24 protein-coding genes are annotated in these 24749 nt (G+C 69.1%); 15 read left to right on the top strand and 9 right to left on the bottom strand.

The features are described from left to right. Positions 1 to 14: 14 nt before the first annotated feature. Positions 15 to 908, top strand: coding sequence for a peptidase inhibitor family I36 protein (locus AB0J16_RS00305; RefSeq protein WP_358532664.1), 894 nt, complete (start codon positions 15 to 17; stop codon positions 906 to 908). Between the two features lie 35 nt (positions 909 to 943). Beyond that, entirely contained in the window at positions 944 to 1885 is a 942-nt protein-coding gene (locus tag AB0J16_RS00310; protein ID WP_358532667.1) for a SpoIID/LytB domain-containing protein, read from the top strand. A gap of 47 nt (positions 1886 to 1932) precedes the next feature. On the opposite strand, the gene AB0J16_RS00315 is transcribed toward AB0J16_RS00310, so the two are convergent. From AB0J16_RS00315 to AB0J16_RS00335, 5 genes are all read right to left on the bottom strand, one after another. Further along, entirely contained in the window at positions 1933 to 2904 is a 972-nt protein-coding gene (locus AB0J16_RS00315) for an NBR1-Ig-like domain-containing protein (RefSeq protein WP_358532671.1), read from the bottom strand. Positions 2905 to 3490: 586 nt separating this feature from the next. Beyond that, complete coding sequence (locus AB0J16_RS00320; protein ID WP_357939496.1) at positions 3491 to 4087, bottom strand: response regulator transcription factor; 597 nt, start codon at positions 4085 to 4087, stop codon at positions 3491 to 3493. Beyond that, positions 4087 to 5187, bottom strand: a complete 1101-nt coding sequence (locus tag AB0J16_RS00325) for a sensor histidine kinase (RefSeq protein WP_358532674.1) — start codon at positions 5185 to 5187, stop codon at positions 4087 to 4089. The genes AB0J16_RS00320 and AB0J16_RS00325 overlap by 1 nt, the downstream gene beginning before the upstream one ends. 20 nt (positions 5188 to 5207) lie before the next feature. Next, the gene (locus AB0J16_RS00330; protein ID WP_358532677.1) at positions 5208 to 5897 is read right to left on the bottom strand and encodes an ABC transporter permease; all 690 of its coding nucleotides are present in this window, start codon (positions 5895 to 5897) and stop codon (positions 5208 to 5210) included. Between the two features lie 31 nt (positions 5898 to 5928). Beyond that, a complete protein-coding gene (locus tag AB0J16_RS00335) occupies positions 5929 to 6642 on the bottom strand; it encodes an ABC transporter ATP-binding protein (protein WP_358532680.1) in 714 nt (237 codons plus the stop codon). A 119-nt stretch (positions 6643 to 6761) separates the two neighbouring features. Here AB0J16_RS00335 and AB0J16_RS00340 point away from each other — a divergent pair, with 119 nt between their 5' ends. The 4 genes from AB0J16_RS00340 to AB0J16_RS00355 all read left to right on the top strand — a co-directional run bounded on the left by AB0J16_RS00340 (position 6762) and on the right by AB0J16_RS00355 (position 9873). Continuing rightward, positions 6762 to 7571: an AraC family transcriptional regulator gene (locus tag AB0J16_RS00340; protein WP_358532683.1), complete on the top strand. Its 810-nt coding sequence runs from the start codon at positions 6762 to 6764 to the stop codon at positions 7569 to 7571. 41 nt (positions 7572 to 7612) lie between these two features. Then, a complete protein-coding gene (locus tag AB0J16_RS00345) occupies positions 7613 to 9025 on the top strand; it encodes an aminotransferase class V-fold PLP-dependent enzyme (protein WP_358532685.1) in 1413 nt (470 codons plus the stop codon). A gap of 66 nt (positions 9026 to 9091) precedes the next feature. Next, positions 9092 to 9499 carry a hypothetical protein gene (locus AB0J16_RS00350; protein WP_358532688.1) on the top strand — a complete coding sequence of 136 codons (408 nt, stop codon included), beginning with the start codon at positions 9092 to 9094 and terminating at the stop codon, positions 9497 to 9499. Then, positions 9496 to 9873: a helix-turn-helix domain-containing protein gene (locus AB0J16_RS00355; RefSeq protein ID WP_357939483.1), complete on the top strand. Its 378-nt coding sequence runs from the start codon at positions 9496 to 9498 to the stop codon at positions 9871 to 9873. The genes AB0J16_RS00350 and AB0J16_RS00355 overlap by 4 nt, the downstream gene beginning before the upstream one ends. 14 nt (positions 9874 to 9887) lie before the next feature. On the opposite strand, the gene AB0J16_RS00360 is transcribed toward AB0J16_RS00355, so the two are convergent. After that, positions 9888 to 10466, bottom strand: a complete 579-nt coding sequence (locus AB0J16_RS00360; protein ID WP_358532690.1) for a hypothetical protein — start codon at positions 10464 to 10466, stop codon at positions 9888 to 9890. A 291-nt stretch (positions 10467 to 10757) separates the two neighbouring features. On the opposite strand from AB0J16_RS00360, the gene AB0J16_RS00365 reads away from it, so the two are divergent. The 7 genes from AB0J16_RS00365 to AB0J16_RS00395 all read left to right on the top strand — a co-directional run bounded on the left by AB0J16_RS00365 (position 10758) and on the right by AB0J16_RS00395 (position 19276). Then, positions 10758 to 11768, top strand: coding sequence for a LacI family DNA-binding transcriptional regulator (locus AB0J16_RS00365; RefSeq protein WP_358532693.1), 1011 nt, complete (start codon positions 10758 to 10760; stop codon positions 11766 to 11768). A 93-nt stretch (positions 11769 to 11861) separates the two neighbouring features. Next, a complete protein-coding gene (locus AB0J16_RS00370; RefSeq protein ID WP_358532696.1) occupies positions 11862 to 13466 on the top strand; it encodes an FAD-dependent oxidoreductase in 1605 nt (534 codons plus the stop codon). A gap of 37 nt (positions 13467 to 13503) precedes the next feature. Next, on the top strand, positions 13504 to 14766 hold the full coding sequence (locus AB0J16_RS00375) for a sugar ABC transporter substrate-binding protein (RefSeq protein ID WP_358532699.1): 1263 nt from the start codon (positions 13504 to 13506) through the stop codon (positions 14764 to 14766). Position 14767: 1 nt separating this feature from the next. After that, entirely contained in the window at positions 14768 to 15709 is a 942-nt protein-coding gene (locus AB0J16_RS00380; protein ID WP_358532702.1) for a sugar ABC transporter permease, read from the top strand. Continuing rightward, a complete protein-coding gene (locus AB0J16_RS00385) occupies positions 15699 to 16529 on the top strand; it encodes a carbohydrate ABC transporter permease (protein WP_358532705.1) in 831 nt (276 codons plus the stop codon). Before AB0J16_RS00380 ends, AB0J16_RS00385 begins: the two co-directional genes overlap by 11 nt. Before the next feature lie 2 nt (positions 16530 to 16531). Then, entirely contained in the window at positions 16532 to 18400 is a 1869-nt protein-coding gene (locus AB0J16_RS00390) for a hypothetical protein (protein WP_358532708.1), read from the top strand. 75 nt (positions 18401 to 18475) lie between these two features. Further along, positions 18476 to 19276 carry a GNAT family N-acetyltransferase gene (locus AB0J16_RS00395; RefSeq protein ID WP_358532711.1) on the top strand — a complete coding sequence of 267 codons (801 nt, stop codon included), beginning with the start codon at positions 18476 to 18478 and terminating at the stop codon, positions 19274 to 19276. Between the two features lie 9 nt (positions 19277 to 19285). On the opposite strand, the gene AB0J16_RS00400 is transcribed toward AB0J16_RS00395, so the two are convergent. Beyond that, the gene (locus AB0J16_RS00400; RefSeq protein ID WP_358532713.1) at positions 19286 to 20389 is read right to left on the bottom strand and encodes a diaminopropionate ammonia-lyase; all 1104 of its coding nucleotides are present in this window, start codon (positions 20387 to 20389) and stop codon (positions 19286 to 19288) included. A gap of 217 nt (positions 20390 to 20606) precedes the next feature. Between AB0J16_RS00400 and AB0J16_RS00405 the strand changes: the two genes are divergently transcribed. Continuing rightward, positions 20607 to 21560, top strand: coding sequence for an EamA family transporter (locus AB0J16_RS00405; protein ID WP_358532716.1), 954 nt, complete (start codon positions 20607 to 20609; stop codon positions 21558 to 21560). Positions 21561 to 21626: 66 nt separating this feature from the next. Here AB0J16_RS00405 and AB0J16_RS00410 read toward each other — a convergent pair whose 3' ends face one another. Together AB0J16_RS00410 and AB0J16_RS00415 are read right to left on the bottom strand one after the other, a co-directional pair. Next, positions 21627 to 22490 (bottom strand): M23 family metallopeptidase, encoded by an 864-nt coding sequence (locus tag AB0J16_RS00410; protein WP_358532719.1) that lies wholly within the window; start codon positions 22488 to 22490, stop codon positions 21627 to 21629. 272 nt (positions 22491 to 22762) lie between these two features. After that, positions 22763 to 23728: a DMT family transporter gene (locus AB0J16_RS00415; RefSeq protein ID WP_358532722.1), complete on the bottom strand. Its 966-nt coding sequence runs from the start codon at positions 23726 to 23728 to the stop codon at positions 22763 to 22765. 147 nt (positions 23729 to 23875) lie between these two features. Between AB0J16_RS00415 and AB0J16_RS00420 the strand changes: the two genes are divergently transcribed. Beyond that, positions 23876 to 24721 carry an AraC family transcriptional regulator gene (locus AB0J16_RS00420; RefSeq protein WP_358532725.1) on the top strand — a complete coding sequence of 282 codons (846 nt, stop codon included), beginning with the start codon at positions 23876 to 23878 and terminating at the stop codon, positions 24719 to 24721. The last annotated feature ends 28 nt before the right edge of the window (positions 24722 to 24749 follow it).

Here is a 24749-nt window from a genome sequence, read left to right on the forward strand (position 1 = left end):
AAAGGAGAAACAGCATGAGAACTTTCACCAGGATCCTCACCGCGACGACCGCCGCGATGGCACTCAGCGGAACGGTGCTGGCCACCGCGACGCCCGCCTCGGCGGCCGGCCGTGACGGCGTCTGTGACAGCGGCGAGTTCTGCTACTACTTCAACAGCAACCAGCAGGGCTCGGTCTCCGACTTCACCGGATCGGTCTCCGACTACTCCACGACGCAGCCCACCTGCTACGACTTCAAGGGCCCCGGCGAGGGCAAGGGCAAGTGCATCAAGAACGCCGCCGCCTCCGTCTGGAACCGCAGCAGCAAGAAGGTCCGCGTCTACTTCAACACCGGCAATACCGGCACTTATCAGGACTTCGCCGCAGGCGCCAAGGGCAACCTGAACGCCAGCCTCAAGAACCAGAACGCCTCGCACGAGTTCAACCCGTCGACGACGACGCGCACCAACATGTCGTTCGCGCTGTACGCGAGCTCCGGCGGCGGGATCAGCTGCGGCTTCGACGGTTACACCTCCACCTCCGGCCGGCATGAGGGCATCGACATCGCCCGCGGCATCGGCTCGGATGTGCACAACCTGGTGGCGGGCACGATCACCAATGTCCAGTTCGGATCCACCGGCCGGGCCGGACTGTCCACGATCGCCGTCTACAACTCCGCGGCGAACAAGACGGTGATCTACCTGCACTCCGCTCCGCGGTCCTCCCTGCGCGTCGGCCAGACGGTCAGCCGCGGCCAGATCATCGCCGACGAGTCGTGGCACGGGGTTTCGAGCAGTGGGTCCGCGCACACCCACGTCGAGATGCGCCCCGGACGCCAGACGCGGGCGTCCAAGAGCGTCGGCGACCCGAACCTGGAGAACCCGAACCCGACCTCGTTCTGGAACTCCCAGGGCTACAACGTCCGATAGCGAACCCCGACCGCTGACAAGAGAGGAAGACACCTGTGCCTTCACGAACTGTACGGCTGATCTCGGGGCTCACTGCGGCGATGACGCTCGGCGGAACCATGCTGGCCACCGCCTCGCCCGCCTCGGCGGCCAGCCGCGACGGAGTCTGCGACACCGGCGAGTTCTGCTACTACTTCAACAGCAACAACCAGGGATCGGTCTCCGACTTCACCACTTCGATCCCCGACTACTCCACCACGCAGCCCAGCTGCTATGACTTCAAGGGTCCCGGCGCGGGCAAGGGCAAGTGCATCAAGAACGCCGCCGCCTCCGCCTGGAACCGCAGCAGCAAGAAGGTCCGCGTCTACTTCAACACCGGCCTCACCGGCAGCTACCAGGACTTCGCCCCGGGCGCCAAGGCCAACCTCAACTCCACTCTCAAGAACCAGAACGCCTCGCACGAGTTCCTGGGTAGCTCCCTACCGCCGACCCAATGCAAGACCGACGGCACGGACAGCAAGCTGCCCACGACGATCCTCGTGTACCGCGAGTCCCTCAATCGCGTGGAGCGGGTGGACTTCAAGACCTACGTCAAGAACGTCCTGCCCAACGAGTGGGTGACGAGCTGGCCGAGCGAGTCCCTCAAGGCCGGCGCGATGGCCGTGAAGAACTTCGGCTGGTACTGGGCGCTGCACTCCGCCAGCAAGACGCCGAGCGGCCAGTGCTTCGACGTCTATGACCACACTTCAAGCCAGGTGTACAAGCCCGGCTCCGCGAAGGCGGTGACGAACGCCGCGGTGGACGCGACTTGGGGCACCCGGCTGACTCGCAGCGGGAAGATCTTCCGGGCCCAGTACTGCTCAACGACGACGGCGTGCGGCAACTGGGTCAACGGCGACTGGATGTCGCAGTACGGCTCCCGCGACAAGGCCAGAGCGGGCTGGAGCTACTCCAGGATCCTCAAGAACTACTACACGGGGATCGTCATCGGCTCCTGACCCCTCCGAAGACCATAGTTCCCCGCCGTATCCTGCGCGGCGGGGAACTATGGCGCGTCTACGATGATCTGGAAGTTGACCGGCCGGCTTCCGGGGAAAAGGACCGTTCCCGAAGCGTCCACCATCTTGAATCGCACGTAGCACAGGCCCGGCTTGCTCGGCGTGGTGACGACGGTCTGGATGTCGACCAGCTCGCCGGGTTGGGTGTCCTTGATCGGCACGTGGGAAATGGTCTGGCACTGATCGGCCTGCTGCGTGACGTCGAGGCGACGCAGCGAATATCCCTTCCACGGCACGGTCCCGGCGTTCTTGAGCCGCCATGTCTTGGTCACGCTCTTACCGGTTTCGACGCGCGAGCAGTCGGGGAGCGTGACGTCCTCGATGAACGTCACCGCGTCGCCCTTGTGCAGCGGCGCGGCCAAGGGCGGGCTGGTCGAACGCACCGGGCAATCGGCCGGGGACAGCGCGGCCATCGCTGAGGTGCCGGACAGGGCCGGGCCGGGTTGTACGTCGGGCGTGGCGCCGCGATTGATGGTGGTCACGATGACGGCCACCGACCCCACGGTGACGGCCGCCGCCACGAACGCGGCCGGGCGGATCCACCGCGATCGCCCTTGTCCCCCTGGCGCGGGGACCTCGCCCACGGTCTCGCCGGTTGACCATCCGTTGGCGAGGTGCACGGTAAGGGGTTCCGCGACTCCGCCGGGCAGATGATCCACTGAGGTGTCCGGGCGAATCGAAAGCTCCCCGGCGCTCCCCGATCTGACCGCCAGGTTCGCTCGCTCCCAGCGCTCGCGGTACGCGGCCGGGTCCGCGCCGCACACCTTGAGGAACTCAACGGTGGTCTCCCAGCTCGGGAGCCGGTTACCCTTCGTAGCCTCGTGCAGCGTTGTGTGAGAAATCGCCCCTGACCGGCCGGACATTTCCCGAAAAGACGGGTTGCCGACCGAGGTGCGCAGTTCCCGCAGGGTCACCGCGAAGTCCTCGATTGCCTCCGTCCGTACCCGCGTGTCGTCCACCGTGTGAAGTTAACAGCACCCATGGTGTTCATCAACCGAAACGGACAAGCCCGTTGAGATGGTGCTTGAGAAGGTCACCTATTACCCGGCTATCATTCGCACCATTCGTCACTCTGCTCGAATACGGTGCGCAGCATGGCCGCCACCCAAGGTGCAGGGCCCGCCGTCCGGCGCGAGGGCTTCGATTGCCGAAGCCAGGGCGCCATCGACGTTCCCGTCGGACAAGGCGGCCGTCAAATGTTTGGAAAGTCCGAACCGACTTTTCCGTCTTTACCAGAATCCGAGTCAATGAAGCCATAACCCGTGCGTTCACGTCCAAGGGGGATGGATCGCGGGCGATCTAGGCCAGCTCTGAACTGGCAGGAGTGAGATCCAAGTGACGAGAGGCGAACACTCCGTAATCCTGCGATTCGCATATTCCGACCCCGCAAAGACCTGTCGACTTGACACCTTCTGTAACCACACAGTCGGTAATACAGCAGGCGTGCCGGCAATTCTCATCCGGCGCGTAGTGCCTCAAGTCAATCGGCCGGCTCATCAAGTCAGTGACCACGGAGAGTTACCAGAGGCTACGAAGCCGTCCGAGTCAGAGGAGCCCTCGTTCCATGGCCACCACGACCGCCGCCGCCCTGGTCTCGACGCCGAGCTTGGCGAAGACGTGCTTGAGGTGCGTCTTGACCGTGGTCTCGCTGATCAGCAGGGTTCTCGCGATCTCCTTGTTGGCCGCGCCCCGTGCCACCAGGCGCAGCACCTCCAGCTCGCGCGGGCTCGGCGCCTGCGTCGCGGGCCCGCGGATGAGCGCGGAGGCGATCGACGGCGCCAGGACCGCGCCGCCCGCGGCGGCCGTACGGACCGCCCGGTGCAGTTCCTCGCGCGGCGCGTCCTTCAGGAGGTAGCCCGCCACCCCGGCGGCCATGGCCCGGGTCACGTCGGCGTCGGTGTCGTACGTGGTCAGCACGATCACCTTGATCTCCGGGTGGTCCACGCGCAGCCGCTCGATCGCGCCCACGCCGTCCAGGCCGGGCATGCGCAGGTCCATGAGGATGACGTGCGGCCGCGCCTGCCTGGCCATGGCCAGCGCTTCGTACCCGTCGCCGGCCTCGGCCACCACCTCGATGTCGTCCACGTGGTCGAACATGCCGCGCAGCCCGTCGCGGACCACCGGATGGTCATCCACGATCATCAGCTTGAGGGGATACGCAGGCACAGTGCCGTCCCCTCTCCCGGCGCCGTCTCCACCGTCAGCGTTCCGCCCACGCCGCGGGCGCGCTCGCGCATGGCCGCCAGCCCGTAACCGGAACCGCGCGCGGCCGGGTCGAAGCCCTTACCGTCGTCGAACACGTCCAGCGTCACCTCGTCGTCCATGTACGTCAGCGTGATCGCCACCCGGCCGGCCCGCGCGTGCTTGGCCGCGTTGGACAGCCCCTCCTGCGCCGCGCGCAGCAGCGTGGCGCCCACCTCGCCGGGCAGTGGCCGGGGTGTGCCCTCCACTGTCACAGTGGCGGCCACTTCGGACGTACGTGACCACCGCTCGGCGACCTGCGCCAGGGCGGCGTCGAGGCGCGCGTCCCGCAGCGGCCCCGGCCGCAGCGCGTCCACCGAGCGGCGGGCCTCTTGGAGGTTGTCGCGGGCCAGTTCCTTGGCCAGCGTGATCCTCCTGCGTACGGCGGGCAGGTCGGGTGTGCCCGGTTCGGGCATGGCCTGTTCGGCCGCCTCAAGCTGGGTGATGATCCCGCTCAGCCCTTGGGCGATGGTGTCGTGAATCTCCCTGGCCAGCCTGGCCCGTTCCTCCAGCACACCGAGCGTCTTGGTCTGCTCGCTCTGGCGCAGGACGTACGTCAAGAACATGCCGATCGCCACCACCAGGCCGCAACTCCCGGCGAGCCGCCACAGGACGTCGGGGTCGTCCAGGTAACCCCTGGCCGCGAACGTGCACAGGATTGTCGCCACAGCCCCCGCGTACGACCAGGGGATGGGCAGCATCACATACGGCTGGGGCATCAGCCCGAAGATCACCACATCGAGGGAGCGGTCAGTGAGCACCAGCGCGACGTACAGGGCGCAGAGCACGGCCAGGTGGAGCGCCATAGGGCGGAGCCGGCCGAGCAGGTGCGGACGGCGGACGATGAAGAACCAGTGCCAGCCGGCCAGCGACGCGAGCACCACCAGCGTCATCGGTGCCGGGCTCTTGTGCTCGCCGATCGACAGGATCAGTCCCAGCGCCAGGCAGGCGTAGTACAGCAGGTGGAAGGCGCGCACCCAGCGCGCCTCCCAGACGTCCACCTGGTCACTCCCCCGCTCCGTCACTCCCATCGGAACAGCGCCGCGGCCACCGCAGTGCCCGCCACGATTATCCCGGCAAGGATCATCATCGGGAAGAGGGCGGCGGCGCCGGTCCAGGCGGCGTTCAGCACGTCCACGCCCGGGGTCAGCGGCAGGTAGGCGCCGATAGCGCGCAGCGAGTCGGGCAGGGCCTCGCGGGGCACGGCCGCGCCCGCCAGGAAGAGCATCGGGAACTCGACCAGCATGCCGATCAGGCTCGCGCCCCTGGTGTTGCGCACGACCGCGGCGATTACGAAGCCGAGCGCGCAGACCATCACCGAGCACAGCAGGATGGCGACGGCCAGCAGGGGCACGTTCGCGGGTGGCCGCACGCCGAACACCACGATCGCGGCGACCACCAGCAGCGCCGAGCCGACCAGGGCCGCGGCGACCTGCGCCACCAACTGGGCGCCAAGCAGCAGAACCGGGGAGATCGGCGTGGTCCCCAGCCGCTTGAGCACCTTGCGCTCACGGTAGGAGGCCACGATGCCGGGCAGCGCGCCCAAGCCGCCGATGGCCGCGATCATCGCCATGTAGCCGGGGACCGCGCCGCTGTCACCGCGCTTGAGCACCAGCAGCATCAGCGGGAAGGCCATCATGAAGAACACCGAGGCGGGATCGCGCAGCAGCAGCCTCAGCTCGGTCGTGGTGAGCGCGGTGAACGCCTTCATTGGTCCGCTCCTTCGAGGGCGAAGTACGCCGTCATTGGTCCGCTCCTTCGAGGGCGAAGTACGCCTCTTCCAAAGAGGAGGTGCCGGTCCGGGCGATGATCTCGGCCGGGGTGCCCATGGCCCGGATCCGGCCGTGGGCGAAGACGGCCAGGCGGTCGCACAGAGCCTCGGTCTCGTCGAAGTAGTGGCTGACCAGCACCACGGTGGTGCCGGAGGTCTTCAGCTCCCGTACCAGCCGCCAGGTCTCCCGGCGGGCAACGGGGTCCAGGCCGGTGGTCAGCTCGTCCAGCACGACCACCTCGGGGTCGCCGACCAGGGCCAGGGCGAGCATCAACCGCTGCTTCTGCCCGCCGGACAGGTCGCCGTACGCCTTGCGCGCCAGAGGGGTCAGGCCCCAGCGCTCCATGACCTCCCGCCAGTCGGCGGGCTGGTGGTAGAAGGAGGCGAAGGCGTGCAGCGCCTCGGCGACCTTGATCCGCTCCGGCAGCGCGCTCTCCTGGAGCTGGGCGCCGACGCGCTGGGCCAGGGCCCGGCGCCGGCGCGCGGGGTCCTCACCCAGGACGCGCACGCTGCCTCCATCGGCGCGCCGCAGCCCGAGGAGGCATTCGACGGTGGTGGTCTTGCCCGCCCCGTTGTGGCCGGCGATGCCGAAGGTCTCCCCGGCGTGGACCGTGAACGTGACGCCGTCCACGGCGGTGGTGTCCCCGTACGTCTTGCGCAGGTCTGTCACCTCAATGGCTTCCATGCCTCAAGACTCCCGTCGGGGCGGGTCGCGCAACATCGCCCATCACGCCGCCCCGGCATCCTCCATCCGGGTGATGCGCGTCGGCGCGTTTCATTCGCTTTCGCGCTATGAAGGGATATGTGGAATCTGCCCGCTACTGGCGTTACCACGGGCTCGGTGGCCTGGATCTGATGCGCGCGCAGTTCGTCCAGCACCGGTTCGCCCGGCACAGCCACGAGACGTACGCGATGGGAACGCTGGAGGCCGGTCAGGAGGAGATCCGGTTCTCCGACGGCGTGCAGTACGCGGGGACGGACGAGGTCGTGGTGATCGAACCGGGCGTCGTCCACACGGGCGGGCCCCACACGACCGACGGATGGACGTACCGGGTGCTGTACCCGAGCGTCGAGCAGGTGCGGGAGGTCGCCGACGAGATCGGCGTGCCCGGCGGAACCCCGTCGTTCGAGCGGCGGGTGATCACCGACCCGCGGATGGCCCGGCGGGTGGCGGCCGCCCATCGCGTGGCGGAGTCCGGCGCGTCACTGGCCGCGGACTCCCAGCTCCACACGCTGCTGACCCTCATGCTCCGCGCGTACGGCACGCGCCGCCCGCAGCGCCAGGCCCGCCGGACCGGAAGGAGGAGCATGGCCCAGGTACGGGATCTGCTGCACGCGACAATGCCGGACCCGCCGGGCCTGACTGAACTGGCGGCGGTGGCAGAGGTCACGCCTTACGCCCTGCTGCGCTCTTTCCGGCACGCGTACGGCATGCCGCCGCACGCGTACGTGACCCAGCTGCGCGTCGCGAAGGCTCGTGAACTGCTGCGGCAGGGCATGCCGCCGGCGCAGGCGGCCGTCACGGTGGGGTTCTGCGACCAGTCGCACCTCTCGCGGCACTTCCGCCGCCTCGTCGGGGTTCCGCCGCGCGCCTACCAGCGTGGGGTGCAATAACGTCCAATCCTTCGCGTACGCCGCATATCTACCGTGCCCGCATGACGACCGACGAACGCGCTCTCCCCCTCGAACTCGACTCCTCCGCCATTCAGCGCCTGGGCCGGCACGCGGTGGACTTCCTGGCCGACTGGGTCCGCGACCTGGACTCGGCGCCCGCGAGCGACTACCGGCAGGCCGGACAACTGGTCACCACGTTGCGGCGCCCGCCCGGCGAAGGCCCCGGCGACTTCGCCGCCCTCCTGGAGCTCTTCCGCCAAGCCGCCGGGCAAGGCGTGGACACGGCCGGTCCAGGCTATCTCGCATACTTCCCGGCGGGCGGGCTGGTCACGGCGGCGCTGGCCGAACTGCTGGCCCAGACCGTCAACCGCTTCACCGGCGTGGCCCAGGTGGCGCCCGCGCTGGTCGCCATGGAGCACGGGGTGCTGACCTGGTTCTGCGACCGGTTCGGACTGCCGGAGGGCTCGGGCGGGCTGGTCACGACGGGCGCGTCGGTGGCGACGCTGTCAGCACTGCTCGCCGCCCGCCACGCCCACGGAGACGGCGGAGGCGACGGCGACGGCGACGGCGACGGCGACGGCATGTTGTACGTGACCGAGCACACGCACTACTGCGTCGCCAAGGCCGCCCGCATCGCCGGCCTGCCCGCCGAGCGGATCCGTACCGTGCCCGCCACCGCGGACCTGCGCATGGACGTCTCGTCGGCGGCCACGATGATCGCCGCCGACCGCGCCGCGGGGCTACGCCCGTTCCTCCTGGTCGGCACCGCGGGAACCACCAGCTCCGGCACCATCGACCCACTTCCCGAGCTGGGCGAGCTGGCTCGCGAGGAGGGGCTGTGGTTCCACGTGGACGCCGCCTACGGTGGCGGGTTCCAGCTCACCGAGCGGGGCCGGGACCGGCTCGCCGGGATCGAGGCGGCCGACTCGATCGCGCTGGATCCGCACAAGAGCCTGTTCTTGCCGTACGGCACGGGCCTGCTCCTGGTGCGCGACCCCGCCGTACTGCATGCCGCCCACGCGGCCGACGCCCGGTACCTGCAGGACCTCAGCCCGGTGGACGACCTGCCCGACTTCGGCCACCTCGGGGTGGAGCTGACCCGGGAGTTCCGGGGGCTGCGACTGTGGCTGCCCCTGCATTTGCACGGCGTACGGGCCTTCGAACGGGAGCTGGACGAAAAGCTCGACCTCGCCGCCTATGTCCACCGCCAGCTCGCCCGGGACCCACGCTTCGAGGTGCCGTGGCAACCGGACCTGACAGTGGTGCTCTTCCGGCTGCGCGGAACGGACGAGGACAACAGGCGGCTCCTGGCCGAGATCAATTCCAGCCGGCGCGTGTATCTGAGCAGTACGGCCATCGACGGCAGGTTCTTCCTGCGCCTGTGCGTGCTCAGCTTCCGCACCCACGCGGACCGCGTCGAGGAGGCACTGGGAATTATCCGATCAGCGTGCTGACTCAAGGCGACACCCCCGAATCGATATGACTTGAAAGGCATATGACTTCGATGGCATAGTGGGTGTGTGGACATTGACTGGCCAGTCGAGTTCGGCGCGTGGCTTGACCGGCTCGAAGCAGAAGCCCGTGCTGGCGACCAGCGATCGCGGCTGCTCCTGATGTTCACCGCCCGCGCCTTGGATCAGCTTCGGAATATGACTGGACCACTCACCCCGGATGCGGAAACGGCCACACTGCGGTGGGTTCGCCAGTCGCGCCGCCATCAGCTGTGGCGGGTGTCGCACGCCTACCATCCGGAGGTGGCGGTGCGATTGATCTGCTGGTTTCCACCGAACACCGGGAAGGTCGTCGTGGCCTTGTTCGCCGGCGACAAGGCCAAGCTGGGCGATCTGTTCTACGACAGCGTGGCCGCACGCGCGGACGGACTGATCGATCAGTGGAAACGGGAGACAGCGTTTGAGGAGAAGCCATGACCGAGCCTGACAACACTTTCGTCCGCGGCAACGAACACCTGGACCGACTGCTCGCCGATCCCGAACTCGCCGCTGACGTCGCCCAGGCGCACGAGGCGGCCGAGGAAATGGACCGCGCCTATGCCATGAACCTAGCGATGATCCGCAAAGCCGGACAGATGACCCAGGTCGAAGTGGCCAAGAGACTTGGCGTGGGACAAGCCGTGGTGTCCCGGTTGGAGAATCGCAGCGACATGCTGCTGTCCACCCTGTTCGACTACCTCACGGCGACGGGAGCCGAAGGCGCCAGCATCGTCGTGACCGTTCACGGACGCCGCATCGAACTGGACCTGGCGCAACTGCGCGCCGCTTCCTCCGACCAGCGATCAGCGTGATCCGTCACGATGCATCAGTCCATCCAGTGGAACCAGGCATCGAACACGCTGTACGGCGGGTCGCCAAGGTTTGTTTCCACCCGCAGCCCGGCCTCTAACGGCAAGCTGAGGACCTGAGAACCGAGCAAGGCGACATCGTGTCGATCGAGCGCCTGGCCGATCTGCCGAAACTCCTCCTCCCATCCCGGAGGAGCGGTGTCCGTGACCAGTGACAGAGCCGGTAGGCCGCTGCTACCGGCACCGTCAGGCCTCGATGATCGGATGTCGGGCTTGAAGAGTGCCGCCAGTGGAGCGAGTCGGCACAGCGTCAGGGGTAACCCTTCAACCTTCGTCCAGCCGCTCTCGGAACGGCACATCGATCCGTCGCGCTTGGTGATGAGGACCTCGACGTAGGACGCGTACCCAGAGCCGTAATGCCGGAACTCGGCATAGTCAACGCTCAACATAGGCATTCGGTCGAGATCGGCGATGACCCGCCGGAGGAACCCCTCAACAGAGACTTCTCCGCCGGCCCATGCTCCTTCCGCGCTTGCCAGTTGATCGTTCGCGGCGCTCCGGAGAGCCGCCGGGTCGGTTGCCAGCTTCCTGTTCACTCGTTCACCCCTCGGTCTGGCTTTCTGTCCGTTCGCCGCACAGTAGCCGGGACCGCCCGTCCGCTGGGCGGCCAAGGGCGTCAAGGTTGGACCCTGGGGCACGGTCCCGGAAGGCCAGGTCAAATACCGTGGGCGGGTTTTGGCGGCGTCACTGGGCGTCGTCATACCCGCGAGAGCAAGCGCCGCTGATAATACGGATTACTTCAGCTATTACCCCTTGACATCGTCCAATGTCCGGTTTCACAATGACCGAACTAATGCGCATTAGCAGGACGATAGGTGATACGCACAGTGACTGGTTCAGGGCGGCGTCTGACGCAGCAGGACATCGCGCGCATGACTGGAGTGAGCCAGACGACGGTGTCACTGGTGCTCAACGGGCGGGCCGACGGCGAGGTGCGGATCTCGCCCGAGACCCGCGACCGAGTACTCCAAGTAATCAGGGAGACCGGCTACGTCGCCGACCCGGCGGCGCGCGGGCTGGCCGAGCGGCGTAACCGCATCTACGGCGTGTTCACCTACGAGGCCGTCTTTCCGGCGGAAGGTGCTGATTTCTACCATCCGTTCCTGGTCGGTATCGAGGAGTGTGCCGAGGAGGCGGGCTGTGACCTGCTGCTGTTCACCAGTGCCAAGGTGGAGCAGGGTGAGCGGCGGCGGATCTTCAGTGGGGAGAGCCGGATTCGGCTGGCCGACGGATGTGTCCTGCTCGGCCGGACCATCGACCGGGACGACCTGTCTCGGCTGTTGACCGAAGGCATCCCGTTCGTTTCCGTCGGCCGTCGCGACGATGCCGGCGGGCCGGTGCCGTACGTCGGGGCCGACTACCCGCCCGCGATGCGCGCGCTGGTCGAGCGGGCGGCGACGCTCGGGCACCGCCGGATGGCCTATGTCGGAGTGGGGGCGGGCGCGGAGTCCTTCGCCGACCGGCTGCGCGGTTTCACCGAAGGTGTGGCCGCGACCGGTGTCGAAGGGCTGCACCTGACCACCGCGGACGGGCTGTTCGACTCCGGTGCGACCGTGGTGTTCGCCGAGGAGCTGGCCGACGGCGTGGCCATCGTCGAGAGCGCCCGAGCCCGTGGCCTGGACGTGCCGCGCGACCTGTCCATTCTCGCGCTGGGCGCGTCCACCAGGCCGGTGTCGACCGACATCGACTTCGTCGGGTTCCGCATTCCGCGGCGGGAGATGGGGCGCAGGGCCGTCGAGTTGCTGACCGGGGTGCTGGAACGCGGTGGTGTTCCGCAGGAACTGCTGGCGTGCGAGCTGGTCGAGGGATCGACGTTGGCACCCGCACCCCGGACATGACGTTGGCACCCCCGCACAGCACCCCGCGCCCCGGACATGACCCTGGCCCCCGTACCTGACACAGACCGTACTTGAGGAGAGGTAAAACCCCACGTGGTTGAGATATCGGCAGACGCGCTCGTCGTCGGCGGCGGGCTGGGCGGCGTGGCCGCCGCGCTGGCACTGCTGCGGGCCGGGCGCTCGGTGGTGCTCACCGAGGAGTACGACTGGCTGGGCGGACAGCTCACCAGCCAGGCCGTGCCCCCGGACGAGCACACCTGGGTGGAGCGGTTCGGCGTCACGGCTAGCTACCGCGCGCTGCGCGACGGCATCCGGCGCTACTACCGCGACCACTACCCGCTGACCGAGCGGGCGCGGGCGTGGCGGGAGCTGAACCCGGGCGCCGGGCATGTCAGCAAGTTGTGCCACGAGCCGCGGGTCGCCGTCGCGGTCATCGAGGAGATGCTGGCCCCGTACCGGGGGTCGGGCAGGTTACGCGTTCTGCAGCCGTACCGGCCAGTCGGGGCCGAGGTGGACGGCGACCGCGTCACGGCTGTGCGGCTCGCGCACCGCGACAGCGGCGACGAGATAACCGCGGTGGCGGCGTACGTGCTGGACGCCACCGAGACCGGCGAGCTGCTGCCGCTGGCCGGGGCCGAGTACGTGACCGGGTTCGAGTCGCGGGACGAGACCGGTGAGCCGAGCGCCCCGGCGACGGCGCAGCCGATGAACATGCAGGCCGTGTCCGTGTGCTTCGCGATCGACCACGTTGACGGCGACCACACCGTGGACAAGCCCGCCTCGTACGACTTCTGGCGCGCCTACCAGCCGCCCTTCTGGGGCGACCGGCTGCTGTCCTGGCGCTGCCCGAGCCCGCGGACGCTGGAGATCGTGGAGCGTTCCTTCACCCCGAACCCGGGTGACGACCCCCGCCTGGTGCAGGCCGACCAGCGGGTCAACCCGGGCGACGGCAACCTGTGGACGTTCCGCAGGATCGCCGCCCGCGACAACTTCCGGCCCGGCACGTACGACAGCGACATCACGCTGGTCAACTGGCCGATGATCGACTACCTGGAAGGGCCGATCATCGACGTGCCGGACGCCGATCGGCACCTGGCGGCGGCCCGCGAGCTGTCGATGTCGGTGATGTACTGGCTGCAGACCGAGGCCCCCCGCCACGACGGCGGCACCGGCTACCCGGGCCTGCGGCTGCGCGGCGACGTCACCGGCAGCGCCGACGGGCTCGCCCAGGCCCCCTACATCCGCGAGTCCCGGCGCATCCGGGCCCTGACCACCGTCACCGAACAGGACCTGTCCGTGGCGGTACGCGGCGACAAGGGCGCCGCTTCCTATCACGACTCGGTGGGCGTGGGCATGTACCGCATCGACCTGCACCCCTCGACCGGCGGCGACAACTACATCGACGTCGCCTGCTCCCCGTTCGAGATCCCTCTCGGGGCGCTGATCCCGCAGCGGATGACCAACCTGCTGCCCGCCTCCAAGAACATCGGCACCACCCACATCACCAACGGCGCCTACCGTCTGCACCCGGTGGAGTGGAACGTCGGCGAGGCGGCCGGCGCGCTCGCCGCCTTCTGCCTGGACCAGGCCACCACGCCGCACGCCGTGCGCGCGGACGGGCGGCTCCTGGCCGACTACCAGCACCGGCTCGCCGGCGACGGCGTGGAGCTGCGCTGGCCCGACGTCACCGGTTACTGACGTACAGCCGGTTACTGACGTACAAGGAGAATCCCCCATGAAAGCACCCGGGAAGCTGGCGGCCCTCACGCTGACCGCCCTCCTCACCCTCACCGCCTGCGGCGGCGGTGACGCCGCGCCGGCCGCGAAGGGCCCGCAGCCGCTGCGCATGTCGATCTGGACCTCCAACGAGGCCCACCTGAAGCTGTTCAAGGAGATCGCCGCCGAGTACCGCAAGTCCCACCCGCAGGTCGGCGAGATCACCTTCGACCCGATCCCGTTCGAGAACTACACGACCACGCTGACCACCCAGATCGCCGGCGGCAACGCCCCCGACCTGGCGTGGATCCTGGAGAACTCCGCCCCGGACTTCGTCGGCTCCGGCGCCCTCGTCCCGCTCAAGAGCAAGATCGAGAAGGCGGACGAGCTGGTCCCCGCAGCCACCCGGCTGTGGGAGAACGGCGGCGAGCTGTACGCCTACCCGTTCTCCACCTCGCCCTTCGGCATCTTCGTCAACACCGACCTGGTCAAGAGCGCGGGCCAGAAGTCGCCGCGCGAGCTGATCAAGGCGGGCCAGTGGGACTGGGAGCACGCCAACGAGATCAACAAGGCCGTCGCGGCGAAGGGTAAGAACGGTCTGACCATCCTCAACTTCGACTACAAGGCCTGGGACAACCTCGCCACCATCTGGCAGGGCTGGGGCGCCAAGGCGTGGAGCGACGACGGCGCCACCTGCCAGTTCAACTCGCCCGAGATGGTGGACGCCATGACGTTCGTGCACAAGGCGATCTTCACCGACAAGTCCATGCCGGGGCCGGGCACCGCCGTCGACTTCTTCTCCGGCGACACCACGATGGCCGTGGCCCAGATCTCCCGCGCCGCCATGCTGAAGGACGCGACGTTCAAGTGGGACCTGGTGCCGCTGCCCGCCGGGCCGAAGGGCAAGTACGCGGTCATGGGCCAGGCCGGGATCGGCGTGCTGAAGAAGTCGCCGAGGGCCGAGCAGGCCGCCGACTTCCTCGCCTACTTCACCAACGCCGCCAACTCCGCCAAGCTCGCCGCGTACTTCCCGCCCGCGCGTAGCTCCCTGCTGACCGCCGACACCATGGCCAAGACCAGTCCCATGCTGGACAGCGACCAGCTCCAGGAAGTGGTGATCGACGGCATCGAGAAGGGCGTGGTCAAGCCCGCCCACAAGGGGCAGGCCGAGCTCGCTCAGACCGCCAGGGCCGCGCTCGACCCGCTGTGGAAGCCGGACGCCGACGTCAAGGCGGTGCTGGACGGCGTGTGCGCGAAGATCCAGCCGTTGCTGGGCGGATGACGTGACGGTGACGGATCTGGGCAACCGGGTGGCCGAGCGCGCCGCCACCCGGCGCCGCCCCTTCTGGACGATCCCCCGGCGCGACGCCCTGGTCGGTTACCTGCTGATCTCGCCGCAGCTCGTGGGAAGCGCGCTGTTCGTCCTGCTGCCGCTCGGCCTGGTCGTCTACTACAGCCTCCAGGAGTGGAACGTACTGGCGGGCACGTTCGAGTTCGTCGGCGGCGACAACTACGCCAAGCTGCTCGCCGACCCGAAGATGGGACAGGTGCTGACCAGCACCGCGCTCTTCTCTGTCGGCCTGGTCGTGCTCAACCTCGCCCTCGCCCTGCTCCTGGCCATCCTGCTCAACCAGCGGCTGCGCGGCACCACGTTCTTCCGCACGCTGTTCTTCTCGCCGGTGCTGGTCTCGCTGGTCGCCTGGACCATCGTCTGGCAGTTCCTGCTCCAGCAGGACGGCGGCGTCAACGGCGTGCTCGGCGTGGTGGGCGTGGACGGTCCCAACTGGCTGCGCGGCGAGACCACCTCCCTGCTGTCGGTCATCGTCGTCCAGGTCGTCAAGAACGTGGGCCTCAACATGGTCCTGTTCCTGGCCGCGCTCCAGGGCGTGCCGCGCCAGCTGTACGAGGCGGCGCAGCTCGACGGCGCCGGCGCCTGGATCCGGTTCGTGCGCATCACGGTGCCCCTGATCAGCCCGACGATCCTGCTCACCTCGATCGTCACCGTGGTCGGGTCGCTGCAGGTGTTCGCCCAGATCGCCGTGCTCACCCAGGGTGGGCCAGGTATGTCCACCACCGTCCTCGTCTACTACCTGTACCAGCAGGCCTTCCAGTTCCGGCACCTCGGCTACGGCGCCGCCCTGTCGGTCCTGCTGTTCCTGATCGTCGCGGCGCTGACGTTGCTGCAATGGCGGCTGCGCCGGAGGTGGGTCTTCCATGAGTCGTAGGGTCAAGCTCGCGTTGTACGCGCTGCTGTGCGTGTTGTGCGTGCCGTTCGTCTTCCCGACCTGGTGGATGGTCACCTCGTCGGTGAAGCCGATCAGCGACATCTTCGCCTTCCCGCCCGCGCTGGTGCCCTCCCGGTTTGACTTCTCCACTTATAGCCGGGTCTTCGAGCTGCAGCCGTTCGGACAGCAGTACTTCAACAGCCTCTACATCGCCGCGGTGGTGACCGTCGGCACGATGGCGGTGGCGGCGATGGCCGGCTACGCCTTCGCCCGCGTCCGCTTCCCCGGCCAGAACGTGCTCTTCCTGGTCGTGCTCGTCGGCCTGCTGATCCCCAGCGAGGTGACGATCGTCCCGCTGTTCCAGATGTTCCACACCCTGGGGATGACCGACACGCACTGGCCGCTGATCCTGGTGCCGATCCTGGGCGCGCCCAGCGTGCTGGCGACGTTCATCATGCGGCAGTTCTTCATCACGCTGCCCGGCGAGTTGGAGGAGGCCGCCAGGGTCGACGGGCTCGGCCGCTTCGGCACCTTCTATCGGGTGGCGTTGCCGCTGGCCAGGCCGGCGCTCGGTGCCGTCGCCATCTTCACGTTCCTGCACTCGTGGAACCTGTACCTCGAACCGATCGTGTTCCTGTCGACCCCGTCGAAGTTCACCCTGCCGCAGGCGCTCACCCAGTTCGTCGACGCCTACGGCTCGCCCCTGTGGAACGTACAGCTGTCCGCCGCCACGATGACCGCCCTCCCCATCCTGGTCGTCTTCGTGCTGGCCCAGCGGCAGTTCATCGAGGGGCTCGCGCACACCGGTCTGAAAGGCTGATCATGCTCTCTCGCCGCACCCTCCTCCGAGCCACCGCCTTGCTCCCGGTGGCCGCCACCCCCCTGCTCGTGCCCGGCACCTCGTTCGCGGCGGTCCCCGACCTGCCGCCGCTGTCCACCCTGAATCGCGCGTCGTTCTCCCCCCAGGAGCAGCGCTTCGCGCCGTACCTGGCCACCCTCGCGCCCATGGTCAACGACATGGACGACAGCGGCTTCTTCGCCGGCGGCTGGTGGCGCTCGCCGGCGGCGTCGTACAACGCCCGGGTGCAGGAGCACGTCTTCACGCTGGCCTGGTTCTACGCCAACGCCCGCCCGTGGAATCCGTACGCCGGGAACGCGAACCTGCTGGCCGCGCTCGACGCGGCGCTCGGCCACTACCTCTCGCTCCAGCACCCCGACGGCTCCTTCCCCGAGTACAGCCGCAACGAGCACGGCCTGGCGCCCACCGGGTTCGGCATCGGCTACCTGGCCAAGACCCTGCGGATCCTGCGCGCGGCCAAGGTGCTGCCCGCACGGCAGACCCAGCTCACCGCCGCGTTGCACACGGCCATGACCTGGTTCCTGGACCCCACCAACCACAGCGTCTGGCAGGAACCCCTCGGCTACGCCAACCAGACCACCTCGGGCCTGGCCGGGGCCGCGCTCGCGCTCAAGCTCGACCCAGACCCCGCGCTGGCCAAGGGCCTGACCGAGGCGTTCCCCCGGCTCGCCGCGACCGGCTTGAGCACCGCCGGCTTCTTCCACGAGAAGGGGGGCCACGACATGAACTACAACTTCGAGGTCATGCTCCCCGAGATGGCCGACGCCTACCAGCAGACCGCAGACCTGAACCTGGTGAACATGGCCCGCGCCTTCACCGGCTTCCTGTCCTACAACCTGCTGCGCGAGCCCGACGGCGCCGGGTACATGGTCAACGTCGCCCCCTCCACCCGCACCAGCGCCCGCTGGTACGACGAGGTCCGGCCCGACCCCGACAGGACCGCGCTCAACTGGACGTTCATCCGCCAGGTGCCGCTGCTGTCGGCCTTCCTGACCGCCCGCGAGGACCTCGCCGAGGCCCGCGCCGCCTGGGCCGGCTCCACCGAGCCGGTGACGCCGCTCGCCAAGCAGGACACCTCACCGCGCATCCTCACCCACGGCCTCTACGGCGAAGGGTTCCCCACCAGACGGCAGCGGGCCGCCGCCATCGCGGACCTGCCCTACCTGCGCTCCGACAACTTCGTCGAGCTGCGCGAGGACCGCGGCCAGGACTTCCTGTACGTCCGCAAGCCCGGCCTGTACCTGGGCGGCTACTTCGGCGAGCGCGCCTCCCTCGCCCGCACCGGCCTGACCTTCCTGTGGCATCCCGAAGCCGGCACGATCATCTGCGGGCTCAACGACAACAACTACGCCTGCTGGGCCACCGTCTTCCCCGGCCAGGCGCCCGACTCCAACGGCCCCCTGCCCGCCACCTACTTCCACGGCGCCCCCGGTGGCAAGGAGTGGACCGGCGGCCCGCCCCCCGCCGCCTTGGGCATCCGCTACAGCAACGCGAACGTCACCACGGACGTCCTGGTCACCCGCCGGACGATCCGGCGCACGGTCAAGGCGAACGCCGCCGCCACCGAGCAGATCCCCCTCGTCCTCCATCCCACGGACGTCCTCACTTTCACCAACGGCACGCAGGCCACGTTCGGCGGCTCGACCACGGCCACCGCCGACGGCTTCGACATCCGCCGGGGCCGCACCACGATCCGTTTCCGCTGGGGCACCCCTATGGAGGCGACCGTCGCGGCCGGCTCCGTACGCTACTTCCGCGACGGCGCCCGGCGCTTCCACGCCCTCCGCATCCCTCACCAGGGCACGTTCGATCTCACGGTCATCGTGGGATGACGCGACTGACGGGCCGGGGTACTCCGGCCCGTCCTCCGGTGGCCGGCGCTCTAAAGTGAGCCGGATGGAGAACGTGTGATTCGGGCCGCGACACCCGAAGACATGCCCGCCGTACGGAAGGTCGCCAAGAGGTTCGGCCTGCTGGCCGGATGGTCTGGCACACCCGATTTCCTCGACGCCGAGCGCTCTTTCGGCATGCTCCTCTTCGCCGTGGACGAGGCCGGTGGAGCGCTCGGCTTCGGTGGCACACTCCGACGTGGCCCCCTCACCCACCTGGGCGATCTGTTCGTGCTGCGCGAGCATCAGTCCTCAGGGGTGGGCCGGACGATGCTCACGGAGTTGCTCTCCGAACACGGGCCGAAAGTGACGTTCGCCTCGTCTGACCCCCGCGCCATGGCCCTGTACGTCCGGCACGGACTGCGTCCCTGGGTCCCGCTGCTCTACCTGACCGGGCCGACGGCGAAGCTGCCCACGCCCCCGGTGCGGCGAACGGCTGCGGACGACATCGCGGAGCTGGACGCCCGCGCCTCCGGAGGGGTACGGCGCGCCACGCTTGCCTGGTACGCCGCCCTGCCGGGCGTCACTGTGTACGCCACGGACCGTGGTTACGCCGCTGCCCGCCGGACCGGCCACGATGTCGTCATCGGCCCGGGCGGCGGGGTCACCCCACAGGACTGCGCGGACGCGGTGCTCGGCGCCCTCGCCGCCACCCAGGCGCGCACCGCCCAGATCGCGGTCCCGGGGACGCATCCCCTCGTGCCCATGCTGCTCGGCGCCGGTTGGCGCATCGCGGACATGGACACCTTGATGGCCGACGACGCCGGCCTCGACCTGATCCAACCGGACCGCTACGTCCCCCATCCGGACCTCGGCTGAATCGCCGGTTCAAGGACAGGCCCCGTGCGGGTTGGCGGCCGTACCCTCGGTGCTGAGCAGGACGACCACCGAGGTCGGACCGAGCCCGAGCGTCACACGACGCTCGTCGGCGCCCTCCCCGGCGAGCACCGCGCGGACACCGGCGAGCGCGGCGGCCCCGCACGGGCCCGCGGAGACACCGAGGTCCGCCAGATCACCGGCCGCGCGAGCGGCCGCGGCGTCAGTGATGGCGACCGCGGCGTCCAGCCCGCCGTACAGGTAGGGCCAGGCGATGCTGGACGGGGTGCCGCAGTTCAGCCCGGCCATGGCGGTCGGGCCGGTGGTGACGCTGACGGGTTCGCCATGGGTAAGGCTTTCGATGACGCAGGCCGCGGCTTCCGGCTCGACCGACAGCAAGGCCGGCGCCGGTGCGGACGAACGACCGCGGTAGTGAGTGACCACGGCCTGGGCCAGGGAGCCGACGCCCACCGGGACGGCGACGAGCCCGGGCGCCGTGGCTCCGGCGGCGGCGAGCTGCTCGTCGATTTCGACGCAGAGGGTGGAGTAGCCCTCGACGATCCAGCTCGGGATCGTCTCGTAGCCGGGCCAGGCGGTGTCCTGGATCAGGATCGCGTCGGCGGTGGCGGCTGCCTCGGCCGCTTGGTGTACGGCGTCGTCGTACGAGCCCGGAACCCGGGTGACCTCCGCCCCCTCGGCGGCTATGGCCGCCACGGCGTCCGGATGGACATCCCGGGGGACGAAGATGTGCGCGCGCCGGCCGAGCAGCCGCGCCGTCCTGGCCACGGCACGGCCGTGGTTGCCGTCGGTGGCGCTGACCAGCGTGACGGGCTCCGCGGCGGTACGCTCCGCCAGGGCCCGGTGTACCGCCCAGGAAGCGCCCAGCGCCTTGAAGGCCGGCAGCCCAAGGCGGGACGACTCGTCCTTGACGAACACTCGACCGACCGCCAGCTCGGTGGCCAGGGACGGAAGTTCGGTCAGTGGGGTGGGCGCGTAGCCGGGTATGGCGGCGTGGAAGTCCCGCACGCCGGCCGGGGCGGGCGCGCAGGTCCAGGACCGGGCGGCGGGCCGCGCGAACCACGGCAGGGTCGTCGTGGAAGAAGCGTCATCTAGCACGTTCTCAGCCTGTGGCCCTTGTCAATCATTGGTCCAGCGAATGCGGAAATCGGACCTCTGTCGCAGACGGGAATCGGCCCTGTCCAGCCGTCCAATCTGTCGGGAGCATGGCTCATGTACTCCCTATGACTTCTGAAAGAGGACGGACCATCGTGGACAGCGCTATGACGAGCCCGAACGCGTGCCACCTCGCTACCGCGTCGGGCGGTGAGCACTGATGCCGACGGCGGTGCTACTCGCCCTGGCCGCCGCCGCCCTGTACGGCGCCTCGGACTTCCTCGGTGGGCTGCTGTCGCGCCGTACCCACTACGCGCTGGTCGGGCTCGTCGGGCAGTCCGCCGCCGCGATCGGCGGCCTGGCCGCCGCCCTCGCCGTCAGCGCCCACCCCAGCATGGGCGCGATCGGATGGGGGATCGGCGCCGGGCTCGGCGGGGCGGTCGGGACGCTGGCCCTCTACCGTGGCCTTTCCCGGGGACGGATGAACGTGGCCGGGCCGCTGTCGGCCGTCGGCGCGGCCGGTCTGCCCATTCCGGTCGACCTGCTGTCCGGCGGGGAGTTCAGGGGGCTCGCGGTTCTCGGCGTCGCCCTGGCCATCCCCGGGATCTGGCTGGTCGCCGCGCAGCCGGGCAAGCGCGGCGGTGACAGTGCGGGTGGTGCTGGGGTGGTCGAAGGGCTGCTGGCCGGGCTCGGTTTCGCCGCCCTGTTCGTCTGCCTCGGCCAGGCCGGGGACACAGCCGGCCTGTGGCCGGTGGCCGCGAGCCAGCTGTCGGCCGTCGTGGTCCTGGCTGTCTACGCGCTGGCCGGCCGTCGGGGCCGGCAGGCGCGGGCGGCCCAACCCGCCGACGCGACCCAACCTGTCGAAGCGGCCCAACCTGTCGAAGCGGCGCGGACCGCTGGAGCGGCACGGACCGCTGGAGCGGCGCGGGTGCCGTGGGCGGCGCGGGTGCCGTGGGCCGCGGTTTGGACTGGGGTCCTGGGGGTGGGCGCGACCGTTCTGTACTTCCTGTCCACCCGCGAGGCGACACTCACCGTCTCCGCCGTCATCACCTCCCTCTACCCCGCTTTCACGGTCGCCCTGGCCGCCGTGGTGCTGCGGGAGCGGACCAGCCTGGCGCACGCCGCGGGGCTGCTGTTGTGCGCGGCCTCCGTCGGCGCCTTCGCCGCCGGGTGAGCCCTGGCCACTACCCATGATCAGGTAGTGGCCTTCGCCAGAACGCTTCAGCGACCGAGCATCAGGTCAGTCGCAGTGTTCGAAGGGGCTGGTGTACGTGCTGCTGCCGACCGAGCCGCCCCACTTGACGCACTTTCCGGGAGCGCTGAGTTTCACCGGCCCCGCGTAGTAGGCGAAACTGCCCGAGTCGGTCCTTCTGGTTGCCCCTTGCGGCTCCAGGAAGGCCGATACCGCCGACGCCTTACCGAGGTTCGTCGTCTTCAGCGTCGCGACGCAGTTGGTGCCGTTGCCCGAGTTGTACAGCAGGTAGGTGCGGCCACCCGTCAGAGCGGCTGAGTCGATGACGGTGAAACCGCTGCCGCAGACACTCTCGGGGGTGTTGGGGTTGGGAGTGCCGCCCCCGCCGCAACCGTTGGTGCTCTTGATGGCCTTCTTCGTGCCCAAGGACACGGTCACGCCCTCAACGGTCGGGCTGGTGTCCATCGCGCCGGAGGAGGTGCGCTGTTCGTAGTGCAGGTGGGGAGCCTTGGAGCCGCCCGTCGAGCCGACGGTCCCGATCACGGTGCCCTGGCTGACGGTCATGGAGCTGCCGGCCGACTTCACCTGGGTCGCGAGGTGGGCGTACCGGGTCCTGGTGCCGTCACTGTGACGGATCTCCACCCACCTGCCGTAGCTGGTGTTTCCCGCGTTGTAGAACGTCGCGGTGCCCGCGGCGGTGGCCCGTACGGTCTCACCGTTGATGGGATCGCTTCCGTAGTTCTGCCAGTCGATGGAGCCCGATGGGTTGTGGGCGGGGGTCCCGGTCCAGTTGTTGGCGTTGAAGGTCTTCCCACAGTTGAACGGGCTCTTGTGGGACATGGCCATGACGCTGGTGCTCTGCGCTGAGGCGGCCTGGGGAATCAGCGCTGCCGCCGCGAAAGTGACTGACACAGCAAGGACGGCAAGTTTAAGCGTCTTCGGCCAGGTCGGCCTGCCGGTTGCAAGCATGCTCACTTCTCTCTGAACAGGTGCGTATGGGGGGATACGGTTAGGCGCCCAGTTCCTTGATGCCAAGAGTCCTGTGGGGACAGGACTACGTCGGCGGCATGGTGATCCCGTTCTATCGGAAGGAAAGGCCGCCTTCAGGGCGAACGGTCGACATAAGAAGCAGACCGTAATCGAGGGCCCGCATATCACCCGCATAACCCCCGCATAGCGCATCGCTAAGAGGTGGGTTGCCGAGCGGCGGCGTCGGGCCGCCGCGCCCGGAACCTGCCCTGGGTGACGGCGAGGACCGCGCCGACGAGGAGCACGGCCGCTCCCGTGGCCTGCACCGTATCGAAGGACTCACCCAGGAACACGGCCGAGCACGCGGTCCCGACGACGGGCACGACGAACATCATGATGGACGCCGACGCGGGACCCACGGCGTGAATGCCCCGGTAGTAGAGCAGGTTCGCCACGGCGGTCGGGCCGAGCGCCACGAAGACGACGTTCAGCCAGACGTAGGCGGGCACATCCTGCCAGGCGACCTCGGTGGCCGCCGGCGCGCTGTAGATCGCCAGCAGCACCGCCCCGCTCAGCGTCGCGTACGTCGTCGCCTTGAGCGGCTCGATGCCGGCGAGTACGCGGCGACCGGACAGCGTGAACGCCGCCCAGCAACAGGCGCTGAGCAGGAACAGCAGATCACCGGCGAGCCGGGCCTGGCCCGCGCCCGCGGCTCCGGCCGAACCCGCGAAGAAGATCAGTGCGCCGACCGCTCCGGTCGCCAACCCGGCCACCCGCGCCACCGACGCGTTCTCCTGCCGGGTGATCAGCAGAAAGGCGGTGGTCAGCACGGGACTCATGACCGGGACGATGCTGCTTCCGTCGATCGCCGGCGCGAGTGACAGCCCCCAGAAGAAGAACAGGTTGTAGGCGAAAACCCCGATCACGCCCGCCCCGGCGGCCCGTACCCAGTCCCGTGTCGACGACCGCCGGCGGGCACCACCGAGTTGCCGGGACAACCGCAGGGCGACCAGGAGTGCCAGAGCTCCACCGCCGAAACGCAACGTCGCGACCACGGAGTGGGGCAGGTGATCCACGATCACCTTGGAGCTGCTGAAGCCGCTTCCCCACAACAGCATCGTCGTGGCCAGCAGTAGGTAGGGCCGGGTCCGGCCCGCGCCACTCGTTTCCGTGTCCGCCATGGGGAACCTCCGCAACGCGTCTTTCCGCGCCCGAGGATCGAGGAGGCGGGCGCGACAGCAGCGACCATCCTGTGCTCCAGGCGAAAGGCCGGTCTTGTACGCTCGTGCGCCGCGAGTCGTACGCACAGGGAACGAGGTGATGACGAGATGACCGGCAGGGGCCACGCGGCCCGGGAATGGACCAGCTATTGGCGCTCGGCCGAGATGCCGCTGGAGGCCATGTACGCGCGCTTCCTCAGCCACCGCTATCACCGCCACAGCCACGAGACCTACTCCTTCGGTGTCACCGAGCAGGGCGCGCAGACCTTCACCTGCCGCGGCGCCGGGCATACGAGCGCGGCCGGGATGGTCATGGTGTTCAATCCCGACGAGGTCCACGACGGGCATGCGGCCCACGAGCTGGGATTCACCTATCGGATCGTGCACATCGGCCAGGAGCTGATCACCGACGTCCTCACCGACGTGACGCAGCGTCCCGCCGGATTGCCGCTGTTCGCCAGCCCGGTCCTCGACTCTCCCGCCCTGGCGACGCGGCTACGCGACCTGCACACCGCGCTGCTGGGCGGCGCCGACCCGCTCGAGCGCGACGAACTGCTCTCCGGCACGATCGCCGCCCTTGTCCGCTCCGCCGCGCGCAGGCCCCCTGAACCACCCGCCACCCTCCGCGCGGCCACTGCCGCGTATCTCGCCGCGAAGGCCCGCGAGCTGATCGACGACTGCTACAGCGAGCCGATCAACGCCGACGACCTCGCGGCCTGGACCGGCTCCAGCCGGTACGCCGTCTACCGGGCCTTCCGCACGACGTACGGGCTGGCGCCCAGCGACTACCAGCGCCAACTGCGCCTGCGTGCCGCTCGCCGCCTGCTCGCCCGGGGACGGCCCGCGGCCCGGGTCGCGAGCGAGGTCGGATTCACCGACCAGGCCCATCTCACTCGTTGGTTCACCCGCTCGTACGGCGTCACGCCCGCCCAATACCGCCTGGCGAGGGCCTGAGGCTCGCCACGCTGATGCCGCTGCCGAC

This window comes from Nonomuraea sp. NPDC049750 (assembly GCF_040659625.1).
GTDB lineage: Bacteria > Actinomycetota > Actinomycetes > Streptosporangiales > Streptosporangiaceae > Nonomuraea.

What these genes read in the sequence shown, in the direction of transcription:
- AB0J16_RS00305 (WP_358532664.1), top strand. Translation starts at nt 15, where the DNA reads ATGAGAACTTTCACCAGGATCCTCACCGCGACGACCGCCGCGATGGCA.
- AB0J16_RS00320 (WP_357939496.1), bottom strand. Translation starts at nt 4,087, where the DNA reads ATGATCGTGGATGACCATCCGGTGGTCCGCGACGGGCTGCGCGGCATG.
- AB0J16_RS00330 (WP_358532677.1), bottom strand. Translation starts at nt 5,897, where the DNA reads ATGAAGGCGTTCACCGCGCTCACCACGACCGAGCTGAGGCTGCTGCTG.
- AB0J16_RS00335 (WP_358532680.1), bottom strand. Translation starts at nt 6,642, where the DNA reads ATGGAAGCCATTGAGGTGACAGACCTGCGCAAGACGTACGGGGACACC.
- AB0J16_RS00345 (WP_358532685.1), top strand. Translation starts at nt 7,613, where the DNA reads ATGACGACCGACGAACGCGCTCTCCCCCTCGAACTCGACTCCTCCGCC.
- AB0J16_RS00355 (WP_357939483.1), top strand. Translation starts at nt 9,496, where the DNA reads ATGACCGAGCCTGACAACACTTTCGTCCGCGGCAACGAACACCTGGAC.
- AB0J16_RS00375 (WP_358532699.1), top strand. Translation starts at nt 13,504, where the DNA reads ATGAAAGCACCCGGGAAGCTGGCGGCCCTCACGCTGACCGCCCTCCTC.
- AB0J16_RS00385 (WP_358532705.1), top strand. Translation starts at nt 15,699, where the DNA reads ATGAGTCGTAGGGTCAAGCTCGCGTTGTACGCGCTGCTGTGCGTGTTG.
- AB0J16_RS00390 (WP_358532708.1), top strand. Translation starts at nt 16,532, where the DNA reads ATGCTCTCTCGCCGCACCCTCCTCCGAGCCACCGCCTTGCTCCCGGTG.
- AB0J16_RS00405 (WP_358532716.1), top strand. Translation starts at nt 20,607, where the DNA reads ATGCCGACGGCGGTGCTACTCGCCCTGGCCGCCGCCGCCCTGTACGGC.
- AB0J16_RS00415 (WP_358532722.1), bottom strand. Translation starts at nt 23,728, where the DNA reads ATGGCGGACACGGAAACGAGTGGCGCGGGCCGGACCCGGCCCTACCTA.
- AB0J16_RS00420 (WP_358532725.1), top strand. Translation starts at nt 23,876, where the DNA reads ATGACCGGCAGGGGCCACGCGGCCCGGGAATGGACCAGCTATTGGCGC.